Raw genomic sequence first — 21,687 nt, 5'->3', positions numbered from 1 at the left:
CCCCCTTCTCCGTCAGGATACGTCGAGATCGCCGCTGACGGCCACCGATCCCGCGATCTTGACGCTCCTGGCCTGCGTCTCCGTCAATCCCTCGCTCAGGGAGAAGACCGCAGACTTCTGCGCCGCCGAGAGCAGAAGACCGTCGCCCGTCAGGGCGACGTCGATGTTCCCTTCCTCCAGATTCTCGTCGCGCGCCATCGGGGCGCCGAGCGCGAGGGGCTGTTCGCCGGAAAGCGCCTGAACGATCCGCGGGTCGCCGCGCATCGGACGCAGATAGACCCCGCCGCGCTCCTCCGACATGGCTGGCGTCAGGCAGAGCGCGCGCAGGGGCTCCTGCGGCCCTCTGGCCATCCGCCAGATCCTTTCGTCCCGGGGCTTGAGGAGCAGCTCCCCGCCGCCCTCCGTCCATTCCTCGACGAGGGCGGGCAGAAAGCGGGCCTCCCGCACGGGCGGCCGCGGCGACGGCGGCGGCGCAAGCACGATCTGCGCCTCCCAGAGCCCTTCCGGCCTGATGATCAGGATCGTCTCCGCCGCCAGCCACGTCCGGCCGAAGATGGAGACGAGGCGCGGAGTCGGCGGCGCGGGCGCGTTGGGAAACAGCGTCGTTTCCTTGGGTTCGGCCTCTCCGAAGAGCGCCGCGGCGATCTCGGGCAGAGGCGCGAAGCCCAGTCCTCCGCTACGCAGCTTCAGGGGCTTTCCGGGTTCCTGGGAGCCGAAGAACCGCCAATCCTTCTGATCCAGAACCAGAGGCTTCTGATCCGCGATCACGAAGACGACCCTTCCGTCGCCATGAGGGATCGCCCGCCAGCCGAGAAGCCGCGGATCCCGCCAGGCGATCTCCGCCGCCGCCGCCGACAGGAAATTTCCGTTCGTCATCCAGCCGGGCCGCAGCAGACAGACGCCCGGCTCAGGGGCGGCGAGGCCCTTCTCCGCGCCCCGGACGAACAGACGCTCTCCGCCGACCAGTTCGTAGAGGAAGCTCCCCATGCTCTGGTTCTCGCCCCGTTGCGACAGGATCGCCGTAGAAGGAGCGAGGTTGGGCGTCGAGGCATGGAGCCAGTCCAGCAGCGAAGGAGGCGCGATGCGTCCGTGAATCCATTGAGCGTCGATATTCGGATCCGAGGCCTCCGCCAGAGAATGGCCCGTGGTGACTCCGTTCACCTCCAGAGGCTGGATGGCGGCCGCATGACCGAGATTCAGCAGGCCTCTGGCCCGGGAAGCCGCCAGTGCGTGCAGCTCTCGGGAATCCGCGCCGGGAACGGCCAGAGAGACGTGGGGCGGCCCGTTGAGGCGGAAGGTCAGAATCGCCTCGTCGCTTTCCCAGCCTCTCTCGCCGATCATGAAGCCTGGCATCTCCGGGAGCTCCTTCCGGGGCGGCTCCGGCGAAGTTCGCGGAGCGGTTCGGGTCTGAATGTGCGGGATGCGGAGAGGCGACGTCCCTGTCCTGTCGCCGCTTCCAGCAGGGGCCAGGGGCGCCGCCCGCCTTCTCGTCGCGGAGCCTCGATGGAGGCTCCGCCCTGTTCCGGGGATCCGGTTCGCGAACCGGACGCTTCCCATCGCCTGCGTCTCCTGTCCCCGAGGGCGGAAGCCCCCTAGGCGATATGGCCGCCGCCAGCGGCGCGCACATGCAGGACCTCCACCGGATCGGTGTTCATGCCCCTGCCTTCGAAGGCGCCGCTCCGGCTGTTGTCATGGGTGTTGTTCAGCTTGCGCAGCAGGCGCCCGTCGTTCTGCCCCATGTTTTCAGGAGCCCAGACGATCCGGGCCAACCGTCGCTTGGCGTCGGCGGAATCGGCGACGGTCTCCCAGTCGGACAGCATGGAATCGGCGCTGATGGCGGCGAAGGCTCCGGCGGCGATCATCACATAGCCGTCAGCCGGGAAACCGGCGGAGCCGGTCAGCAGCTCCATGTCCGGGAGGCTCATGATCCCGCTGGGCGCAGAGGTCTTCAGCTCCAGCTTCGGCATCTTGTCGACGCCGTTTCCATCCAGCGCGCCGATGCGCATCAATTCGGCGCAGATCGTGTTGCTCACCATGCGCCGGACCAGAGAAACCGCCACCGCGTCGCCATGGGCGTTTTCTTCGACGCAGCTCGCGTCGCAGACGGCGCCGTCGATTCCGCCGAAGGCGAATCTGCGCGTCCAGTGGTTGCCGTCCCTGTCGGGGGGAAAGGGCATGCGTCGCCAGTCGGCCGTATCGATCCACTCCGGATAGGCGGTCGGGAGCATGGTGGTGACGCCCCGAAAAAGGCGCAGCTCCGCCCATTCGCCGTTGCGCGTGACGCTGATGCGGCCCTCATGGATCAGATCGCCGAACTTCAGCGTCCCATGGTCCTTGTGGGAGATCGTGAGCTGGTGCGATCCGGCGCTGACCTCGGTGTCGGTCGGCGGCGGCGGGCGAGTCCGGGCGTCGCCGTCGATCAGGACGGCCACCCGAAAGCCGACGCCGTCGTTCGATCCGCTATGCCTGAGATGAACGTCGTTGTTGGCGGCGATCGAGAAAGGCAGATGGACCCAGAAGCTGTTCAGCTTGTTGGTGAGCTCGTTGCGTTCGTCATGCAGCACGAAGGACATGGTCGTTCTCCAGAGATGGGGTCTCAAAGACCAAGAAAGCTCAAGGGAGCGAGCAGAGCCGCCTTGATCGGGGTCCTGACGGGCTCCTGCCCGGCGCCTCTCCGCAGCTCCAGCCAGAATGCGCTGCTCCCGGAGAAGATGGGCTGGACGAAGTTATGGGACACGATGTTGATTCTGCCCGTCGATTCCAGAATCTGGACATTCGGCCTGTCGGCGGGGGGGAAGATGGCTGAGTCGAAGAGAGCCCGGTGCGCGGCGTCCAGATCCTTTTGCTCCAGAATCTCCCGGGCGTCCTTTCCCTGCTCCAGCCTGGCGGCGATGAGCAGGCGCACGAAGGAATTCAGAGTCTTGTCGTTCAGATCCCGCGTCATCGTCAGCGTCGCGCAGCGGCTCGTCACCATGGCGGCGAGGCAGTCGTTGCTGTCCGGATTCAACCAGAGCCGCCGCAGCAGCGACACGACCGCTTCGCCTTCCTTGTAGACCACGCCCCTGGTCACCTCCTCGAACTCCCTGCGGAAGCTGAAGGGGACGCTGCCGGAGGACAGACGCCCGAGCGCGCCCGCATTCTGGACGACCGTCGCCGCCGCCATGGCCGCGGGCGACGACAGCGCGGCTTCGGCTCCCTCCATGAGGAGCCCTTTCCCCAGATCGGCGGCCGCCCCCCCGGCGGCCTGAATCCGGAACTTCAGGGCGCGCAGACCGCCCAGCGCGGCGACGGGAAAGGGGCAAGCCTCCAGAACGTCGGCTTCGGCCGAAATGACCATCGGGCAGGAAAGGCCCGAGGCCTGCTGCTTTTTCGTATAGTTATAGGCGAAGAAGTCTCCGAACTGGCCCCAGCCGCTGCCGGCCGCGCGCGCCGCATGGGTCAGATAGAGCGTGGCGGCGTGCAGGCCATGAGTCAGAACCTCGCCGCCGAGCACCGCCTCCGCGACATATTCGTCGAGGGTGCGGTTGATCACGACCAGCCGCGCGCCCGAAGCCGCGTCGGCGATCCCCTTGAGATCCGCCAGATCCTGCAGATAGGTGGAGACGTTCTGGACGGAATCCGTCAGATAACGGTGATAGGCCATGACCTGCGTGATCATCCGCTCGCCGTCGAGCGCGCTGTCCGGGCCGCTGGGCAGGCGGAAATAGGTCGAGAGGTTGAGGGCGGCCTCGGGATCTCCGTCCTTGAGCGGGCCGAGCGCCTCGGCGGAGCCCTGGTCCGGCCTCGGCTTGGCCAGATCCGGATTCTCGTGGGCGCGCGCGCCGATGACCTGCACCACGTCCATCAGCAGCTTCAGGGATTCGCTGATGGTCGGACGCCCGAGCCGACTCTGGCCGTCCGGAGCCGCCGCGATGAATTCGCCCAGCGTGAGCGCCCGCATTCCGCGCTCGAATTCTGCGCGGGCGCCGCCGCTCAGAGCGCCTTGTCCGGAGCCCGTGTAGATCCTGCGCAGGGCTTCGCGCATCTCGCCGTATCTGGCGAGCCGTTCGCCGATCTCGGCGGCGGAGAGGCCGCTCTCGGCGCGGATCTTGCGCTCCTCCAGCGCCGAGATGACGCGCCCATCCGGATCGATCTCCTTGAGAAGGATCGGCTCGTCCTTCAGGGGGTCGGCGGGCGAGACGTCGCCCTCGCGGAAGACGAGCTTCACGTCCTTCAGAGGGTCTTCCCCGTCGAGGCCCGGGGCGTCCTCTCTGAAGAGGATCTCGGCGCCTTCCGAGCGCGATCCTGTCAGCCTGCCGATCACCTCGCCGGCGTCGTTGTGCAGATCGGCGACGAACTCCTTGCCGGGCGGGATCCGCTCGGTGATTTCGGCCGGCATCAGGAAGCGCGTCGGCGGCGGATTCGCGGCGGCGGATTCGGCCGCTCTCCGCAGGCTCTCCTCCCCCTTCTTCGTGATCTTGCCTTCCGCGACGGCGGCGGCGGGCGGAACGCTGGCGGCGGCGGCGGCCTCCGCCACTTCGCCCATGTGCTCGGAGATGAGCCCGCCCGCGCGGTAGAGGGCGCGCATCTCCCTGATCTGCTTCTGGCTCTCCGTCTCCTCCCCGTCCTTTCTCCCTTCCTCGAGGTTCTCGGCGAGGCCCCGGATCGAAGCGTCGCCGAAGGCGGCGGCGAAGGCGTCGAGGGTTGCGCCCCGGATTCGCCTCCGGCGCGCGTCTTCGCGCCTTTGGGCGGCTTCGGGAGATTCCTCCGCGGCGGCGGCCTCCTGGGCGGGCGTTTCGGCGAAAGCCGCGCGCAGAGCCTCGACGGCGGCGGCGAGCGTCTCCCTGTGGCGCGAGTCGCCGATCCCGTCGATCCTGGCGGCCATGGCGTCCGCCGTCCAGAACCTGGCCTCTCCGGAGTTCAGGGCGTCGACCAGCTTCTGATAGACCGCCCCATACGAACCTATGACGGTCCGCGCCTTGGAGAGAGCCTCCGCGATCGGCCCGGACACCGAGCTCGAAAGCGTGACGAAGAGCTGCGCAAGCCGGTCGTTCAGATCCGCCCGCGTGAAACGGTTGTCGATCGCCACGACATCGCGGATGTCCGTCAGCAGCGAGGGGGCGAAGACCTTGAGACTGTCGGAAAGCTGCTCGATCCGCTCGGACGCCGCTCGTTCGGCGATGCCCTTGCGGCGCTTGGCGTCCTCCGGAGTTTCGCCGAAGACGCGCTTGCGACCGGCTCCCTCGACGCCGCGCCGATGGACCGCCTTGGCCACGACGCCGGGTTTGCCTTCCTGCATCTCCGCGTATTTCGACATGAGCCACAGGAAGACGTAGGAATGCAGCGAGGGCGCCCGCACGAACTTGTGCAGATTATCGGCGCTCTTGCGGTAGAGCACATAGGCGTCGCGCAGCGAGCCGCCGACCGGGATCCCGACGTCTCCCAGATCCACGCGATAGGCCGGGTCGCCTTTCGAGAGATCCTCCACCCAGGGCAGATTCAGCTGCGGCGCGACCCCGACGATCTGATCCCAGCTTTTGTTCCGCGGGTCGCCCTCGAGCTGACCCCGCAGGCTCTCCACGGAGGCCGCGATGGCGTCGATCTTGCGGCTTCGCTCCGCCGCGTCGCGGCCTTCGAGGCCGAAGGCCTCCAGCGCGGCGCGCAAGGCCTTGCGGGCGGCGGGCGCGTCCGCCTCGAAGGCGAGCAGGAGCTGGAGGATGCGGCCCGTGACGATCGGATCGTCGCGGAAGAGATCGTCGATCCCGGCGCCGATCAGGCTGGTGCCAAGCAGCCGGTTGACGTCCACGTTGAGATAGCGGTGGGCCAGTTCGAGGAGCGCCTTGGGAAAGGTCGAGCCGGAGAAACGCGCCGTCACGTCGAGATCGCGGATCATGTCCTGCGCCAGAAGCCCGCCAAAGGCGGCGCGGCTCGCGTCGGTCGCGCCGCCCGCGCCGCGCGCCTGATCGAGCAGCACGCTGTTGGGACTGACCTCCATGGCGCTTCCCTCTTCGGCGGCCGTTCCCGGCGCCTTCATCCTCAGCGCGTAGAATCCGACGTCGTCCACCCAGACGCTGCTGTCGTCGAGCAGCCGCAGTTCGGGTTTGAGCTTGCTGAACACGTCCGCCGCGCTCAGGGCGCCGTCCGCGGAGGAGTCGCCGGTCTCGAAGACGAAGACTCCCTTCTTCCCCGCATCCTCCGGGCGGTCGGCTCTGAAGCGCCCCATCACGACGAGGGTCCTGCTGTATTTCTCGGGGGGGCTGAGGCGAGCGGACATCGGGATCTCCCTGTGACGACGGATCGGGTTCACTGCGGCGCGGCGGTCGGACGGCGCAGCGCTGCGCGGAATCTCTGTTTGGCGAGGCGCTCGATGACGCGGACCGAACCTGTCGCCATGGCCTCCCGGATGATCTCGCCGCGCGTCTCCTCCGGACAATCTGTCCAGCCCAGACGCCGCAGGGTGAGATCGAAGATCGCGGCGATGTCCTGTTCGTCGGAGATCGGAAAGAAGGGCGCGATCAGATCTATGCGGTCGAGAAAGGCGCGGTCGAGCGGCGAATGCCGCCGGGCCGCCTCCAGCGCGGAGCGGCGGCGCAGGGCGTCGACGTAGATCTCGATGCGGGCCTCTTCTTCGGCGGGGTCTCCGGCGGCGGAGAATCCCGCCCTGGCCTCCAGAATCCGGAGATCCAGCGCCTTCTGCATGGCGCGTTCGGTTTCGTCCACGGCGCCGTGCAGGATCAGTTCGCGCAACTTTCGATCGTCGAAATCGGCCGCGATCCGGGCGCGGGTCGCGCCTTTCTCGCGGGCGTCGCGCCATGCGGCCTCGATCTGCTCCATGCCGAGATTGGTGGTCGCAAGGATGACGGCCTGCGTGAAATAGACCGGGCGCCCGGTCGAATCCGCGCCCTGTCCTTCGAGGATCGAGAGCAGGATGTCCTGAATCGAGGGATGCGCGCGATCTATTTCGTCGAGCAGGATCACGCAGCTCGGCCGGGCGCGCACGGCGTCGTAGATCGTGCGCGTATGTCCGAAGCCCACATAGCCGGGATCGGCGCCGATGAAGCGGGTGCGCGCCGCCTCGGTCGCATATTCGCTCATGTTGAGCAGCACGAAGGCTTCCTGATCATACCCGAGCGCTTCGGCCAGACGTTTGGCCAGATGGGTCTTGCCGACTCCCGGCGGACCCGCCATCAGGATCCGCGCCCGGGGCGAAGCGCCCGCGTTCGCCCTTTCCCCGAAGGCCACGGCTTCGGCGATGCGCATCACCGCCGCGTCCTGAGCGATCACCTCGCCCAGAAGCTGCTGCTTCAGCATCTCCTCGAGGGCCTCTCCATCGCGCTCGATCATCTCGCGCGGCGTGTTGAGGTCGCGGGCGACGAAGGCGGAAAGGCTCTCGCTGGAGAGGGCCTGCGCGCCGAAATCCCGCGCCAGCTCGACCGCGCCGTCGATGATGCGCAGGGCGCTGCGCGGAGCGGCGGCTCCGGCGTAATTCTCCTTGGCGAGCCGCTGCGCGCGCCGTCCGAGGGTCTGCGCGGGCTCTCCCAGCGCGAACCCCTGACGCAAGGCGCAGGCCGCGGCGTGATCCGCGGCGATCTCGACGGCCTGATCGCTGGTCGCCGGCGGAAGGGCCCGGGGCGTCAGCTGGCTGACGAAGGGCGCCCGACGGACGGCGTCGCGTTCGGCGGCCAGCAGGAAGCCGCGCCTTCCGGCGATGAATTCATGACCGATGGCCCTGGCCGCCGCCTCGCCCGAGGGCAGATCCGGCGACATCACGAGGTCGAGATCGTCGATGACCGGCGTGATCCCCTGACGGATCGCCTCGCTCAGACGTTCGAAGGCGGTTTGCGAGGCCTCCGCCGCGCCGATGAGGTCGCGGCGGTCGCAATAGCGGAATTTAATCTCGCGCAGCCGGGGATCCTCCTCCTGGGCGAAGGAGCGCAGGGCCGCTTCGGCCAGACGCCGCATGAAGGCGGTCTTGCCGCCTCCTGCGGGGCCGACGAGCATGTAATGTTCTCCCGCCGCCAGGGCGCGCCTCAGGGCGGCGACATGGCTGACCAGCTCCGCGCCCCGGCCCTGCAGGGGCCGCCCCGAGAGATCGTCCGCGTCGAGAATCTCGCCTTCGGCGTCGATGGGGCGTCCGACCGCGCAGGCCTCCCGACGGCGGCGCTCGGCGTCGAGGAGGCTTCCCCTCTCCAGCCCGCAGCGCGCGAGGGCCTGACGCGCCAGAGCGAAGCCCCCTGCCCTGTCCTCCACCTCCGTCTCCGAGATCCAGAGCAGCACGCCCGAAGAGGCGCGCCCCAGATATCCGCGCCGCGCCAGGTCGGCTTCGCAGCGCGCGCGCGCGCCGACGGCGTCGAAGGCTGTCGTCACCGGGCCGCGCCGCTCCTCCTCCGGCAATGCGAGAGGAGAGAGGTCGATTCCGTCGAGCAGAGCGGAGGCCTGCGCCGCCCGCGCGTCGGCGCGCAGCCCGCCCAGGGCCCTGCGCGCCAGATCGACTCCGCAGAATTTCCGGCCCGCGCTCTGGGCGCCGGCTCCCGCGCGCTGGAAGAAGGATCCGATCACGCCGGTCATCTGGCGTCCTCCGCGAGAAAGGCGGACCCGTCCAGAACGGAGGAGTCCAGAACGAAAGCCCGCACTCGCCGGGACAGCAGGAATCTGCGCCCCTTCTCTCCGGCGACGCAATGTCTCCAGAAAGCCGACCACCAGGGGCTGTCGTAATCGGCTTCATATGGAGCGCCGCCGGGCCCCGAGATCTCCCGAAGCGTCTCGTCCGGGCCTGCGCCTGCCGAGGCGAAGAGGTCCAGAGCGAATCCGGACCATTCGCTCTCGAAGGCCGCGCGTTCGATTCCTTCAAGGTCCGGGCTGGTCATCTCCGCTCGCACCCCCGAGCGCGGCTTGAGGAAATCCCGGGCGATCGTCTGTTGCGCGGCGCGCAGATCCGTCCCGACGCGGTCATCGCCCAGATCATGGAAGGCCTCGCCGATCAGAGGCGCGAAGACGGCCGCCGCATCCTCCGGGGTCAAGGCCCCTGCGGCTTCGGCGAGCCGCTCCAGAGCCGCGCCCATCTGTCGCCCGACGGTCGGAACCCGCGCCGCTCCGGCGAGCCGTTCGACGATGGAGGCGCGGGACCCGACGCCCTCCAGGGCCTGAGATTCGATCATCGGTCGCTGCAGGCTCCGCCGCCATTCGTAGAGTCTGGAGGCGGAATCCGCAGAAGCCTCGACGAGGTCGAGCCTCGCGAGAAGAGCGCGGCGCAATTGCGCCTGCGCCACGCCGATCTTCTCGCCTCCGGGTTCGGGCGGCGTCCAGCGCCAGGGCCCCTTTCCGTCTGCGGCGACATGGAAGACGCCGCCGATCTCGTCCAGCGCCGCAAGATCCGCCAGCGCGTCGGCGTGAGCGGGCGCGGCGGTCGCGGCGCCGCGCGCCGGATCGAAGAGAGCGTTCAGCGGCGAAGCTCCGCCCCTGCCGAAGAAGGCCCGCCATCCGACGAGCCGCCGCCGGGCCTCCATGGACATCTCGGGCACGAGCATCCAGGCTCCGGCCTCCGCCGCCTCGCGGATCGCTCTGGGGATCTCCCGCTCCTGCGCGGGGAGCGGCGCGAGGCCGGGCGCCGCCGCCTCGCCGCGAAAACCGATGACGAGAGGATTCAGCCAGGCCTCGCGGGCCCCGGGGGGAAGCTCGGAGAGCAGATCGCCGAGCACGATCACGACATCCTGGGGGAAGCGTCTGTTCTCTGCGCCGCCGATGAAGAGCGCGACTCCGCGCGCCGCGAGTTCGAAGCGCCAGTCCGGCCAGTTCCGGCTTGCGGAACGGTCGTCCGGGCTGGCCGAGGGCGGCGTCTTGAGCGGATGCTCCTTCGGCGCGAAGGGGACGTATCGGGCGAAGGGCTCAAGTTGGCGGTTGACGAGCACGAAGCCTTCTCTGGGCAGGGGCGAGCCCTCGCCGATCGGCGCGAGCAACGCCGCCCTGCGGCCATCCATGAATCTGATCGGCGGAAGGTCGAAGGACTCCGGGTCTCCGAGCGGATGGAGGCTCGGATGCGCCTCCCCCTTCCGGGCGGGCGCGACGCAAAGCTGAAGGAAGCAGTCTTGCCCATCCATCGGCGAGAGGAGGCCGACCTGCTCGCCGGGCTGGAACTCATTCAGGCGGACGATGTCGGCTCCCCATTCCTGCAGGCCATGCGGAGAGGCACCGATGAACAATCGTGCGGTCATGGACGACCTCCGCGCGACGGAGGAGGCGAGGGGGAGCGCGTCGTGCAGAGCGCCGTCTCAAGCCGAGATGCGTGCCATCCCACGCCCACGTCGCATCGCAGGCTCTCGCGCATCTCGTCTATCCAGAGCGCCGCGCTGTTCGCTTGCGAGGCCATGGAGCCGAGCTCCTGGCGAAGCGATCCCTGATCCGCGCGGAGCCTGGAGATCCCGGGCTCGGCCGCTGCCTGGGCCGCAGCCTGGACCGCAGCCTCGTCGAGGACGCGCCCGGAGAGCTCCTGCAACCGCCCCCAGAGGCTCTCTCCATCGGGAAGCATCCCGACGGCCATGTCAAGCCGGGTCAGCTTGTCTTCGGCGTATTTCAGACGAGTGGATAATCCGGAGATCTGCGAAGCCGCCGCTGAAATCCTGGGCTCGACCGCAGCCCGGACCGCCGCCTCGTCTAGGCCGCGCCCGGAGAGCTCCTGCAGCCGCCCCCAGAGGCTCTCTTCGCCGGGAGGCGTCGTCCCGACCACCTCGCCTAACCGGTTCAGCCTGGCTTCAGCTTCCGTCAGCCGAGCGGGCAATCCTGAGATCTGTTCGCTGAACTCCTTCTCCAGCCTGGCGATCTGCTCCAGGCGGGAGGCCGCCTGGCGCTCCATTTCGGTCACCTTGGCGCTCAGATCCGTCACGCCGCTCGCGCCTTCCAGCGTCGCCAGACGCCTTGAGAGATCGCCCCCGAGCCAGGCGGCACCCCCCAGAAGCGCCAGACTCGCGCCCGCCGCCCAGAGAACCCAGCGCGGAAGTCGGCGAGGCGCGGCCCGCGCCGCCTTACCCTCCAGTTCGGAGATCCGCGCCTCCAGAGCGCGCGGGGCTTCGGCCAGGGCTTCAAGCCGACGCGCCCGCGCTTCGGCCTCCGCGCGCTCCTGAGCCTCGGGCCGGGCCGGGAGGCCTCGGGTCTGCTCGAATTCCTGGAGACGGCGGGAGACCTCGCCGAACCGGGCCGCTCCCGCCTGCTTTTCGGCTCCCGCCTCGATCAGAAGCCGCCGCAGCGTCTCCTCAAGATGATCGAGACGCCGCAAGATCCCGCCGGATTGCGGCGTCGTCCCTGCGGCGGGGGCTGCTCCTCCCTGAAGCCTCCCGACCATGGCGTTCAGCCGTGCGACCTCGCCGCGCAAGGCGGCCAGGGCGGACAAGGCGTCCTCCTCCGCGCCGCGCGCAGAGGCGGCGGGCCTGGACTCCGCCTGAGGGGCCTGCGCCCTTTCACCGGGGATGACGAGCAGGGCGTCCGGGGCCGCCGCGGCCTCGGTCGCGACGGAGCGATGCGGCTGGCGGCGGCGCGCCTCGTCGAATCCCTCGAAGATCCGGGCCGCCTCCGCCAGATGGGCTCCAGGCTCCATGGCGCGCGGGGACGCTCCCGGCGCAGGCGCGGGGCCCTTCGGAGAAAGGTCCATTTCGGGCTTCTCCTCGGCCAGCAGCCGATAGGGAGAATAGCCGTAAACCGCATATTGCTTTGCGGTCAGGATCCATCCGTCGTAACGGCGCGCTCCGGACGGCTTGGCGAGGATCACGTATTGATCGCGCCCGATCGGGAAATGCCCGACGAAAGGCGCCGAGGTCGGGAGCGACGAATAGCCGGCGCGGTTGAGGATCAGGCTCCGGATTTCGGATTCGAACTCCCCGGGCCCCGGATCGAAGACATGACCCCGATCCGCCGTCAAGCCATAAGAGAAGCGTCTCATGTCCTGTCCTCCAGAGAACGCGGCCCGCCCCGCCGCCTTTTGCGTCCGGCCGCCGCCATCTCTCCCTAGTCGGGAGACGGCCTGTTCAGATCCGCGCCCGCCAGAGCGGGTCTTCGGCATCCTCCCTGGGTCCAAGGCCGAGGATCCGCACGAGATCCATATATTCGGCGTCGTTCACGGAGATCTCTCCGGATCCCTCCCGGGTCTGCGCGGCGAAGGCGGCGTTCCTGGGGATTCCGATGGACTCGCCTTCGAGCGCGACCGCGCCGACGGCGGAGAGGTCCTGAAACCTTTCGGTCAGATTCGCAATGGCGACCCGCAACTTCCGGTTGGCGTCCTTGAGCCTGCCCTCGTTCTCCTGTCCGGCGGCGTGCGCGGATTTCCCTGCGGGATCGAGCCAGCCGCCCATTTGCAGCATGCGCAACGCATAGCCGATCAACAGCCGCCGCCGCATCAACCGCAGACGGATCAGGCGCGGCTTCAGATGGCTCAATCTCTGGCCGTCTCCTCCGGCGACGGGGTCGTCGAGGAAGGCTTGCGCCTTCTCGACCCGCGCCGGATCGGCGGCTCTCAGCCGGGCGACGGCGGCCTGAAGATTCCGCAGATAGGAAAAGTTGCAGTCGAGCTCGGTGGAGACCTGATTGATGGCCAGCACATCCTCCGGGGTGAGGTTCTGCTGTCGGCTTCTGCGCCGCACCGCTTCGGCGGAGGCGGGCAGCAACTCCTGCCAATCGGCGGCGCCGTCCTGTTCGGCGTAGATTTCGGCGTAGGCCGTCGCAAGGCTTCTGGAGTCCTGACCCGTGGAGGAGGCGCTCCAGATGCTTTGCCTCCCGTTCTTCATCTGGGCGTCGATCCGCTTGCGCAGGTCGCCGATCCGCCCCGTCTGCCTGACCAGCATGTCATAGGCTTCGGGCTTCATGAGGTCGATGGGGCTGCCGATGAGCGCCTTCATGAAGGGCAGAACCTTGATGAGCGCCGCCGACATGGCCAGATCGGCGACCAGTCCTTCGTCCACCTCGATGAAGGCGCGCCGCGCGGAGAGGATCTGCTTCAGCGCGGTGAAGGCGGCGGCGTGGAAGTCCCGCAGATCCGCGCCGAGCGCCGCGGTTTCGGTCAGGACGCGGACCTTGTGGAAGTCCCGTTCGCCAGGATGCATGGCCAGATGCGCATAGCGGACCTCCGGAGTCATGTTCCTGAGCGCGCGCGCGAGGGCCGCCGCCGTCCCGGCGGCGGGGATCCTGAGGATCGCGTCTCCGAAGCGGCCTTCGGCTTTGGCGAGGGCCTTGCGCTCCTCCTGCGAGAGGCGGTTGTCTTCGGCCGGGGCGCCGGCGACCCCGAGAGGTCGGCGCGCGCCCGAAAGCAGGCTGTAGAGCGCTTCGGTCGTCGCATCGGCCAGCGGCGCTTCGGAGGCGCCTCCGACCGAAAAGCCCTTGACCACGTCGCGCAGCGCCTCGCCCAACCTCTGGCCCAAGGCGTCGTGATAGGCGCCTTTCTTGCCCAGCTCGCCCTGGATGAATTCGACGACCTGATCCATGTCAAGCTCGCGCCAGAATCCTTCCAGGGAGGCGCGCGCCTCGTCGAAATCCCGTCCTTCGAAGCTGGCGTCCGGATCGATTCCGACTTCCGGCAGCAGGACCCGGACCATCTGCGCGCAGGCCTGCTCCATGCCTCGGAGCGCGGCCAGTCCATGCGAAACCCGCCGCCAGACCGTCTGCAAGGCCTCCTGCCCGGCGAAGCTCGCGGAGCTTCTATGGAAATCGCGCCAATGGTCCAGCGCGTTTCCTTCCAGATGGGCCGAATCGGCGGGGGCGGGCGCGCCATCCTCCCTGATGGCGGCCAGGCGGGGCAGCTTTTCGGAGAAGACGGGGTCAAGCTCGGCGTAGACCCTGGCCGCCGTCGCCTCGCCGTCGACCGGCTCCTCGACGAGCAGACGGCGGACGGCCTTTCTCCGGCTGAGCCGGGTGCTTTCGAGAACACGGCCCTCCAGATCGCGCCAGAGGAGGCGATGTCCGCGGAATTCGCCGGGCTTGCGCCGTCCGTCGCGCGCCGCGATCAGATAGATCAGAGAGACGTCCCGCCGCCCTGCGGCCAGCAGGGCCTCGATCAGATTGCGCAGACGCTGCGCGTCGCGCCGCAGCCGGTTCTGGAAATATGGCCGTCGCGCCAGAGAGGGCGAGGCGTCGATATGGTCGAGCAGATCCGCGAAGCTCGGTCCGTCTTCGCCGGAATCGACGTCGCGCAGACTGAGGAAGGGCGGCCAGGCCTGGCCGAAATCGGCGTCGGATTCCTCCGGCGCGTCCTCATAGTTCATGCTGTGGGCCAGCTCCTGGAGCGCCTCCTCGGAATAGCCGCCCTCCTTGAGGATCTGATCGAACTTGTTCACGACGATGTAGATCGGCGCGCCCTTGTTGGCGATCATCCGGGCGAAATCGGCGTAATCCGCGGTTTCATGCCCTGCGTTGACGCTGGGTTCGTCGGAATCCACGATCACGGCGGCGGCGGGCGCCGTGGCCTGCAGCACCTTCTTGATGTCGTCGCCGAGGTCGTTGAACGTGGGGTGGATGATCTGCTCGCCGGCGAGGTCGAAGAAGCGCAGGCGCGCCATGCTGGGCGTGTCCACCTCGGCGACATGGGCGAAGCTTTCGTCGGTGCGCAGGACGTCCTGCTGCGCGCGCCATTTCTCGACCAGCTCCTGCACCGTTCCGGATCTGAAGGCGCTCGCCACGATTCCGTCGCGTTTGGGCTCGCGGGCGAAGGCCGCCGTCTCGAGCAGCCGCACCCGCCCTTCGAGCCAGAAGTCGCGCCCCGTCGCCGCCGGATCGTCGAGCCGGGCTTCGTCCGGGAGGAGCGCCGCGGCGAGGGAGGCCATGAAATAGCTCTTGCCGGTCTTGCGGCGCCCGACGACCGCCACCCAGCAATCGCAGAGGTTCTCCACCTCCTGGGGAGCGGGGCTGCGGCTGATGGGTCTGGGAAATTCATGGCCGAGCAGATCGCCCAGCGCGAAGCGGATCATCCGCGAGCGCGCCGCAAGCCGGAGCAGCAGGCGGCGCAGCTCTCCGGCGCCGTCCTCGGGCGCTTCGAGCCCGAGGGCGCCCGCCCCCGCGACGGCGCGGGCGGCGGCGGCGTCCAGATTCCTGCGGCCGCGCAGATGCGCCGAAGCCGCGAATTGCAGCGCCTCCAGAGCGAGCCGTCTTTCGGCTTCCGCGGTCGGGGCCTCCGTCAGCGACAGGAAGGCCGATTCGGGCGCGACGGGCGGCTTTCCGCCCTCGCCCTCCAGAGCGCGGCGGGTCTGATCCGCCGCCTGAAGGAGCCGCTCCAGCGTCTCCGTCGGGAATTCGGCCTCCGGATCCGCGAATCTCAGGTCGCGCATGAACAGCAGCTCGTAGAGCGCGACCCGATCGGCCGCCGCGAACATCTCGGGCGCGCGATGCAGCCGCCGCATCTGCCAGAGGATCTGTCTGGAGAGTTCGGCCTCGCTCCCCAGTCCATCGGCTCCGACCAGGGCCGCCACATCCCGGTCGCAGCCGCAGAGCGCGTCGCGGATCAGGCCCGGCTGCACGACGCGGCGTTTCTCGCCTTCGTTGGGGTCCATCTGCTCCAGGATGCGCCGGGCGGCCTCCGGTTCGGAGAGGTCGGCGGCGGCGCTCCACCATGCGTCCCAGAAGTCGAGGATCATGCCGCGGCTCAGGGCGGCGGGGCGGCCTTCGGCGCGTCCATAGGCCCGCAGGGCCTCGTTGGCGATGCGATAATGCAGCGCCGCGTTCTCCGGAGTCGCCTCCGGCGCGTCGGGCGTCGCCGTATGGTTCGACAGGGGCGTCGGGCAGAGGGCGGTCAGGCGGCACAGCTCCTCGAGGGCGGCCTCCCGCGCGCCTTCGCCCCGCATCTCTCTGGCCAGGGCGCGCGCCCAGGGCTGGGACGCCTCGTCGATCCGCTTCAGCAGGTCGGCCGCGCTCCGGATTCCGCTCTCGCTCATGTCTCCGTCCTCTCCGCATCTCCGACCAGGCGAACCCGCAGCCCATCGGGATGGACCGGGCTCCAGACGTAAAGACGCCGCGCTTCGGCGGGGCGCAGCAGCCGCGCGCGCCACCCTTCGGGAACGCGCCGCACGTCGTCGAAGACTCGCTCCACGCCGTCTTCGCCGAAACGCCAGCGGGCCTTTTCGAAGCCGGCCTCGCTGAGCAGATCGACATGCGCCGCGCCTGCTTCTCCGCCGGAGACGTCGAAGCGGATTTCGCGCAGGCCGTCGCGCGTGCGGCCCGGACGGAGGCTCTCCGACCGGCGCCAGTTCTCCGTTTCGAGGAAGGCGGCGCGCAGGGATTCGTCGGAGAAGGCTTCGATCCAGAGCGCCAGCCAGGCCGCCACTTCGGGCCGCGCGGCGCCTGGCGGCTTGCTCCGGAGCCGGGCGATGCGCGGATCCTTCAGAGCCCTGAGGGTCATCCGCCGCTCCAGGGCGCAAGCCAGCCGTCTGAGGAGGTCGATGCGCCTTTCCCGCTCCAGGGTCTGGTCGGAGACGACCTCCTCGACCGCGTCCAGAAAGGCGAGATCCGATTCGGAGAAGGCCGCCCATTTCTCCAGAGCCTCGCGCCATTGCGCGGCGGCCTCGCCGACGGCGCGATTCAGCCTGGCGAGCTCCTCGTCTGCGTCGAGGGCGGCGATCTGCGCGATCGTCTCGACGTCTCCGGCGCGGTTGCGCCGGACCAGAGGCAGGGCGTCCGCAGGCGCCTCGAAGCCGGAGAGCAATTCGCCTTCCGCGCTCAGATAGGCGACATGCTGGGGGGGAAGGCGTTCGAGACGCGCGGACTCCAGCAGGCGCAGGGCGCCTGAAGGGGCGACCGCCGCCAGAGCCTCCACATCGAGGCCGCCGCCGGGATCGCTCCTGAAGCGGTTGGCCGGAGATCCCGGCGCGCTCCACCAGGGCCGGAACAATCCGGCGGCGCGAGGGGATCCGTTCGCAAGGTCGATGCGGTCGGAGACGGACCGGAAAGCAGAGTTCAGCGCCTCCGCGCGCAAGATTTCTCCGGGCCTGAACTCATGAAGCGGGGTCTTGCTCATGAAGCCGCTCTCCCTCAAGTTTCGCCGTCCCCGGAAGCGGAGCCTTGCTCCCATCGGATTCAGTCGTTCGTTCGTCCTTCAAACGCTCCAGCCTTCGATCCGGTCGCGTCGCAGATCTTCGTCCGACCCGGTTTCGCCGCTCGAACACCCTGAGCTTCTGCTCGATCACATTTTCAAGACACGCAACCGTTTCGGCTCCGCCGACAAACGCTCGGGCGATACGAAGCCCCCCTCCGTTTCTCTGAAGAACGTCTTTTAACCTTTTACAATCTCCACGGAGTTGTCAATGATGGAAAAGCAATTCCTGAGTGAGCCGATTCCTGAAAACAGGACGGCGGCGGGTGGCCAGGATCCGACGTTTGCAGTCTCCAGGAGCGAGAAGGTCAGGACATGAAGCCGCCAGCCGCCATGACGTGGACTGCAAGGCGCGGTCCGCGCGCCAGGACGGCAGACAGAGGCCCTCAGGTCTCCAGTTTTCCCCAACCCTCAGGGCGCCGGGACGCCTTGAGCACATGACGGAAAGAGAACCTCATGACGATCTTCCAGTTCAGCGACGACACGCCGAAGGACCTGCCGCTTTCCTCTTCGGGTTCAGCGCAAGGGCGCTTCTCCGGGCGGACGACGTTCTCCATCACCAACCTGACTGCGCGCCCGCAAGGCGGACGGATCTCGGTCAGGCCTCTGGGCGAGGCGAAGGCGGATTGGTTCAAGATCGTCGGCGCATCGCCGGACAGCGCCGAACTGACGAGGAGCTTCGCGCCGTCCGACACCTTTCGGCCGGAAGTGAGCGTCGCGCCGCCCGCCGACGCGCCGCCAGGCGAATACAAGTTCCAGCTTCAGATCGTCTCCACGGAGGATCCCGCAGCCGGCGAAACACGAGGACCCATCGTCCGCTTCACGGTTCCGGAAGTCGACAGATCCCCCGGAACCTTCCTTCGCCTTGCGGCGGCGGGGGCGATTCTGGCGTTGACGGCTTTCGGCGGCGGCTATTTCCTTCGTGGAGTCGTGACTTCGGGCGATGTTGAAAAGGCCAGAAACGAGGGCGGCGCGCAGCACGCCGCCGAACTGGCCGGGCGCGACGAGGAGCTGCGGATCCAGATCGGGAAAATCGCCGAGCTGGAGGAGGTCGAAAGCGGGTTGCGCGGAGAGCTGAAGAGCCTTGCGGAGACCCACGACGCCAGACTTCAGGACGCGGCGACCGAAACCCGGCGTCTTCAGGACGAAATCAAGGACCAGACCGCCAGGGTTGAGGAAGCCCGCGCGCTCCAGACCCAGTTCAACGATGTCTTCAAGGGAGACGCCCCCTTCAGGGAGCGGCTGGATCAGGCTCAGGCCGATCTGACGCAAACGGCCCGTTTGCGTGATGAAAACCTGACCCTGGCCCAGGCGAGGACGCAATGCTATGGAGCCCTCGGCGATCTGGCCGGGGGTAAGGACGTTCTGCCCCGGCTGGAAAGCTTTGAGGCCGAAGCCGCAAATCTCCGCGCCGCATCCGCAGCGATGAAGATGGATTCCGAACGTCTCAAGAGCGAATCGGACACCCATCAGGCTGCGACAGCCGAAGCCGTTCAGCATCTTGTCGAGGTCTCGTCCGAACTGGAGGCCGCCCTGGCGTTCAACACCGAACTCACCGTGATCATGGAGCAAGAAGCCGAAGAAAACCTCGCCGCGAGAACTCGGGCGCAGGAGGCTCAGGCCGCCCTCCAGCTTCAGATCGACGATCTCGGCGTTCAATTGCAGACCGCGCAGACGCGAATCGTCGATCTGACGCAGCAGGGCGAGCAGGCGGCGAAGACTTACGCCGAACGCATCGCGCAGAAGGACGCCGAGACGCCAGCTTGTCCATGAGCCTCTCCCCTTGAGCGTTTTCCGACCGAATTTGGTCGTTCAAACGCTCCAGGTCTTTACTTTGTCGCGCTTTCGCGACGCGAGGCCTGGTCCGCTTCGCTGGACATCGCTCCGGAAGCCGCGCGCAAGCACGAGGATATCCAGACTCAAGTCGGCGAAGGGCGCGGCGTGCTTCGGAACTTCGCCGCGCTCAAGCATCGGAGCTCGACGTGAAGGATCGGATCTCCGCGCTCGTCACCGCCTTGAACCCGACGCCCCGCCCCCTGAAAACCGGACGCCTCCGGAAGCCGATCCCTTGCCTGATCTGAGGAGGGATCTCCGGTTTTCCGATGTTTTCCGGGAATCTTCCGCCTGATCCGGCCTCTGTCGAGGCCGGTTCTTTCTGGTTTCCGACCTCGTGAAGACGTCGGCCGACCGCGCATCGCTTCAAGCAGGACCAGGGCCTCGCCCTCGACGGCGGACCATCCGCGCGACTTCATGCCGGATCATCCCTTCCATCGGGCGCTTCCTCTTGCGCATCCGCCCTGGAAACCGGCGACGTCTCGGTCTGAAGGGGTTGCGCTGGAAACCGCCGCGGATTACGATAAGGAGCATGTTATATGAATGCAATCATTAGACCAGAAGGCGACAGGGAACAAAACCCCAGGGCGCACCACCTGACGAGGGGCGAGATTCCGCTCCACCTCTCCGTGCGCCATCCTTCGCCCTCTGCGATGCAAGGGTACAGGACGCTCAAACGGAGGATTCGGACATGTTCGCCAAGCTTCTCAAGCTGAGACTCCATGCGCCGCTTGTTTTGGGAGCCGCGCTCTGGAGCGCCGCCGCAAACGCTCAAGAGGCCGGAGGGGGCATCCTTCAGAGGGTGCAGGGCATGGAGGCGCGGATCGTCGCGCTGTCCGGCCAGCTCGCGGAAAAGGATGAACAGATCCGGCGGCAGGAAGCCGCCCTCGCCGCCTTGGGAGCCAGAGTCGAGCAGGAAACCGCCCGAATCCGGGTCGCGCCCTCGCAGAAGCGCCATAGCGGCTACAGCGCCGCGCGCGGGGGTGGCTCCAACGCGATCACGATGGTCGCGAACTGCAATGCGGACGAGGTCGTCGTCGGTGTTGAATTGATCGTGGGAGGCACCTGCAAGAGGCAGTGCGATGCGGATGGAGGGGCTTTGCACAAATTCCGACTGGTCTGCGGCCCCAGATTTCAATAAGGAGCCGCCCGAGGCTTTGCGGAGGCTGGTAGGGGGTAATTGTTCACGTGGTTGACGGTTTTTGATCTGAGGGGCGTTGATATGGCATGGTGCTTTCCCTCTTTTCAGAACCGGATCCATGAGGAGAAATACGTTCTGATTCAGCGTCTTACGGTGCGAATCACGGAGCTTGAGGTTCTTCTTTCCACCCTCGGAAGACTTCATCGAATTCGCATCTGCCGCCTTCGCAGGATGGCCCAGGCGAGGGCAGGGAAAGTGGCGAAGCTTAGGCTCTGTCAGCGTTTGATCCAATCGCAAGCGGCAGCGATGTTGAGGATGCCGACGAAGGATGCAGCCGTCTTCTCATATCTTGTTACGGCGGCCCTCCATTCCTTGAGCCTTCCCCAGAACCTCTCGACCCTGTTGCGATTGAGGTAGATCGAGTCCGGGCAGGCGATGGGGGCCTCATTTCTGCGTGTGGGAATGGATGGACCCGCTCCCAGATCTCGGATCTGCTGTCGGAAGTCATGGCTCCTCTAGCCCCGGTCGGCGACGACCCGTTTGGGAACGCCCTGCAGCTTCCGAAACAGTGGCATGGCCTGGTACAGCTCATGGGCCTGTCCCCGGGCGAAGCGGAAGGCGGTGGCGCACCCTGCGGCGTCGGCGATCACGCAGGACGTGAAGACGGACCGTCCAGGCGACGCCCCCCTCACGGGCGGGGATCGGCGGGGCGGGCGGCGGCGGGCGGAGCGAGGTTGCTGACTTCGTCGAGGCGGGCGAACTGCGCCTCTGACAGCTTCAGCGAGATCGCGCCGAGATTGCTCTCGAGCTGGGTCAGCTTGCGGGGGCCGATCATGGGAATGGCGTCCTGAGCCCCAGCCCAGGCGATGGCCACGCGGTCAGGCGTGGTCTCCAGCTCCTCCGCCACGGCGAGGACCACGTCAAGGATGCGGGTCCGCTGCTCGGAGTTCTCGGCCTGAAAGACGCGTCCGCCCATGGCCTCGGCGCGGCCCGTCTCGCCCTTGCGGTATTTGCCCGTCAGCAGGCCGCCGCCCAGCGGAGACCAGGTCACGACTCCAAGCCCGAGCGCCCGGGAGGCGGGGAAAAGATCCGCCTCGGGCTCGCGATGGACGAGGCTATGCTCGAATTGCGCGGCCGCGACGGGCAGGGCGCGGGTCAGCTCGGCGATGGTCGCCACCCGCGCCAGCCGCCAGGCCGGGAAGTTCGACAGCCCCGCATAAAGGATCTTGCCCGCCCGCGCGAGATCGTCGAGCCCGCGGATGATCTCCTCGGAAGGCGTGACCCCGTCCGGATGATGGACCCAATAGAGGTCGATCCGGTCGGTCTTCAGCCGCTTCAGACTCGCCTCCAGCGAGGCGACCATGGCCTTGCGGCTGTTGCCGGTCACGAGACGATTGGCGCCCGGCGCGGCGCCGTTCGTATATTTGGTCGCCAGCACGAAATCTTCGCGGCGGTTCTCCAGAAGCCCGCCGAGGATCTCCTCCGACTGGCCGAACTGATAGACGTCCGCCGTATCGATGAAATTGCCGCCCGCCTCGGCGTAGGCGTTGAAGATCGCGGCGCTCTCCCGAGCGTCGGCGCCATGGCCCCAGCCCAGGCCGAAGCCGCCGGTTCCGAGCGCAAGCTGCGACACCCGCAGACCGGTGTTTCCGAAGATCCTGTAGTTCATGGCGAGTCC

11 protein-coding genes and 1 pseudogene are annotated in these 21,687 nt (G+C 67.8%); 2 read left to right on the top strand and 10 right to left on the bottom strand.

All coding sequences use genetic code 11. The annotated features are described in order from the left end of the window. Nucleotides 1–12: 12 nt before the first annotated feature. The 8 genes from PHN62_RS12075 to PHN62_RS12040 form a co-directional block, all read right to left on the bottom strand. On the bottom strand, nucleotides 13–1,341 hold the full coding sequence (locus tag PHN62_RS12075) for a hypothetical protein (RefSeq protein WP_300150960.1): 1,329 nt from the start codon (nucleotides 1,339–1,341) through the stop codon (nucleotides 13–15). 251 nt (nucleotides 1,342–1,592) lie between these two features. Then, the gene (locus PHN62_RS12070; protein WP_300150957.1) at nucleotides 1,593–2,573 is read right to left on the bottom strand and encodes a hypothetical protein; all 981 of its coding nucleotides are present in this window, start codon (nucleotides 2,571–2,573) and stop codon (nucleotides 1,593–1,595) included. 23 nt (nucleotides 2,574–2,596) lie between these two features. Then, complete coding sequence (locus tag PHN62_RS12065; RefSeq protein WP_300150954.1) at nucleotides 2,597–6,253, bottom strand: hypothetical protein; 3,657 nt, start codon at nucleotides 6,251–6,253, stop codon at nucleotides 2,597–2,599. 29 nt (nucleotides 6,254–6,282) lie between these two features. After that, nucleotides 6,283–8,547: an AAA family ATPase gene (locus PHN62_RS12060; protein WP_300150951.1), complete on the bottom strand. Its 2,265-nt coding sequence runs from the start codon at nucleotides 8,545–8,547 to the stop codon at nucleotides 6,283–6,285. Then, a complete protein-coding gene (locus PHN62_RS12055; protein WP_300150948.1) occupies nucleotides 8,544–10,190 on the bottom strand; it encodes a hypothetical protein in 1,647 nt (548 codons plus the stop codon). Before PHN62_RS12055 ends, PHN62_RS12060 begins: the two co-directional genes overlap by 4 nt. Further along, nucleotides 10,187–11,908, bottom strand: a complete 1,722-nt coding sequence (locus tag PHN62_RS12050; RefSeq protein WP_300150945.1) for a hypothetical protein — start codon at nucleotides 11,906–11,908, stop codon at nucleotides 10,187–10,189. Before PHN62_RS12050 ends, PHN62_RS12055 begins: the two co-directional genes overlap by 4 nt. Nucleotides 11,909–11,993: 85 nt before the next feature. After that, nucleotides 11,994–15,881, bottom strand: coding sequence for a hypothetical protein (locus PHN62_RS12045; protein WP_300150942.1), 3,888 nt, complete (start codon nucleotides 15,879–15,881; stop codon nucleotides 11,994–11,996). Next, nucleotides 15,878–16,960 carry a hypothetical protein gene (locus tag PHN62_RS12040; protein ID WP_300150939.1) on the bottom strand — a complete coding sequence of 361 codons (1,083 nt, stop codon included), beginning with the start codon at nucleotides 16,958–16,960 and terminating at the stop codon, nucleotides 15,878–15,880. Before PHN62_RS12040 ends, PHN62_RS12045 begins: the two co-directional genes overlap by 4 nt. Before the next feature lie 531 nt (nucleotides 16,961–17,491). On the opposite strand from PHN62_RS12040, the gene PHN62_RS12035 reads away from it, so the two are divergent. Continuing rightward, a complete protein-coding gene (locus PHN62_RS12035) occupies nucleotides 17,492–18,808 on the top strand; it encodes a hypothetical protein (RefSeq protein ID WP_300150936.1) in 1,317 nt (438 codons plus the stop codon). 751 nt (nucleotides 18,809–19,559) lie between these two features. After that, a complete protein-coding gene (locus tag PHN62_RS12030; RefSeq protein ID WP_300150934.1) occupies nucleotides 19,560–20,009 on the top strand; it encodes a hypothetical protein in 450 nt (149 codons plus the stop codon). Between the two features lie 275 nt (nucleotides 20,010–20,284). Here the strand turns inward: PHN62_RS12030 and PHN62_RS12025 are convergent. Beyond that, nucleotides 20,285–20,665 (bottom strand): annotated as a pseudogene (locus PHN62_RS12025) (transposase); the annotation flags it as partial. Between the two features lie 32 nt (nucleotides 20,666–20,697). Beyond that, nucleotides 20,698–21,678: an aldo/keto reductase gene (locus tag PHN62_RS12020; protein ID WP_300150931.1), complete on the bottom strand. Its 981-nt coding sequence runs from the start codon at nucleotides 21,676–21,678 to the stop codon at nucleotides 20,698–20,700. Nucleotides 21,679–21,687: the final 9 nt, after the last annotated feature.

Origin of the sequence: Neomegalonema sp., from assembly GCF_028688855.1 — a bacterium.
Lineage (GTDB): Bacteria > Pseudomonadota > Alphaproteobacteria > Rhodobacterales > Rhodobacteraceae > Neomegalonema.
Note: the sequence above shows the minus strand (reverse complement) of the source record. Positions and strands in the feature narration are given on the sequence as shown.

Bases quoted from the DNA above. Each gene is read 5' to 3' on its own strand.
- PHN62_RS12035 (WP_300150936.1), top strand. From the start codon at position 17,492: ATGACGATCTTCCAGTTCAGCGACGACACGCCGAAGGACCTGCCGCTT.
- PHN62_RS12045 (WP_300150942.1), bottom strand. From the start codon at position 15,881: ATGAGCGAGAGCGGAATCCGGAGCGCGGCCGACCTGCTGAAGCGGATC.
- PHN62_RS12020 (WP_300150931.1), bottom strand. From the start codon at position 21,678: ATGAACTACAGGATCTTCGGAAACACCGGTCTGCGGGTGTCGCAGCTT.
- PHN62_RS12060 (WP_300150951.1), bottom strand. From the start codon at position 8,547: ATGACCGGCGTGATCGGATCCTTCTTCCAGCGCGCGGGAGCCGGCGCC.
- PHN62_RS12055 (WP_300150948.1), bottom strand. From the start codon at position 10,190: ATGACCGCACGATTGTTCATCGGTGCCTCTCCGCATGGCCTGCAGGAA.
- PHN62_RS12040 (WP_300150939.1), bottom strand. From the start codon at position 16,960: ATGAGCAAGACCCCGCTTCATGAGTTCAGGCCCGGAGAAATCTTGCGC.
- PHN62_RS12050 (WP_300150945.1), bottom strand. From the start codon at position 11,908: ATGAGACGCTTCTCTTATGGCTTGACGGCGGATCGGGGTCATGTCTTC.
- PHN62_RS12075 (WP_300150960.1), bottom strand. From the start codon at position 1,341: ATGATCGGCGAGAGAGGCTGGGAAAGCGACGAGGCGATTCTGACCTTC.
- PHN62_RS12065 (WP_300150954.1), bottom strand. From the start codon at position 6,253: ATGTCCGCTCGCCTCAGCCCCCCCGAGAAATACAGCAGGACCCTCGTC.
- PHN62_RS12030 (WP_300150934.1), top strand. From the start codon at position 19,560: ATGTTCGCCAAGCTTCTCAAGCTGAGACTCCATGCGCCGCTTGTTTTG.
- PHN62_RS12070 (WP_300150957.1), bottom strand. From the start codon at position 2,573: ATGTCCTTCGTGCTGCATGACGAACGCAACGAGCTCACCAACAAGCTG.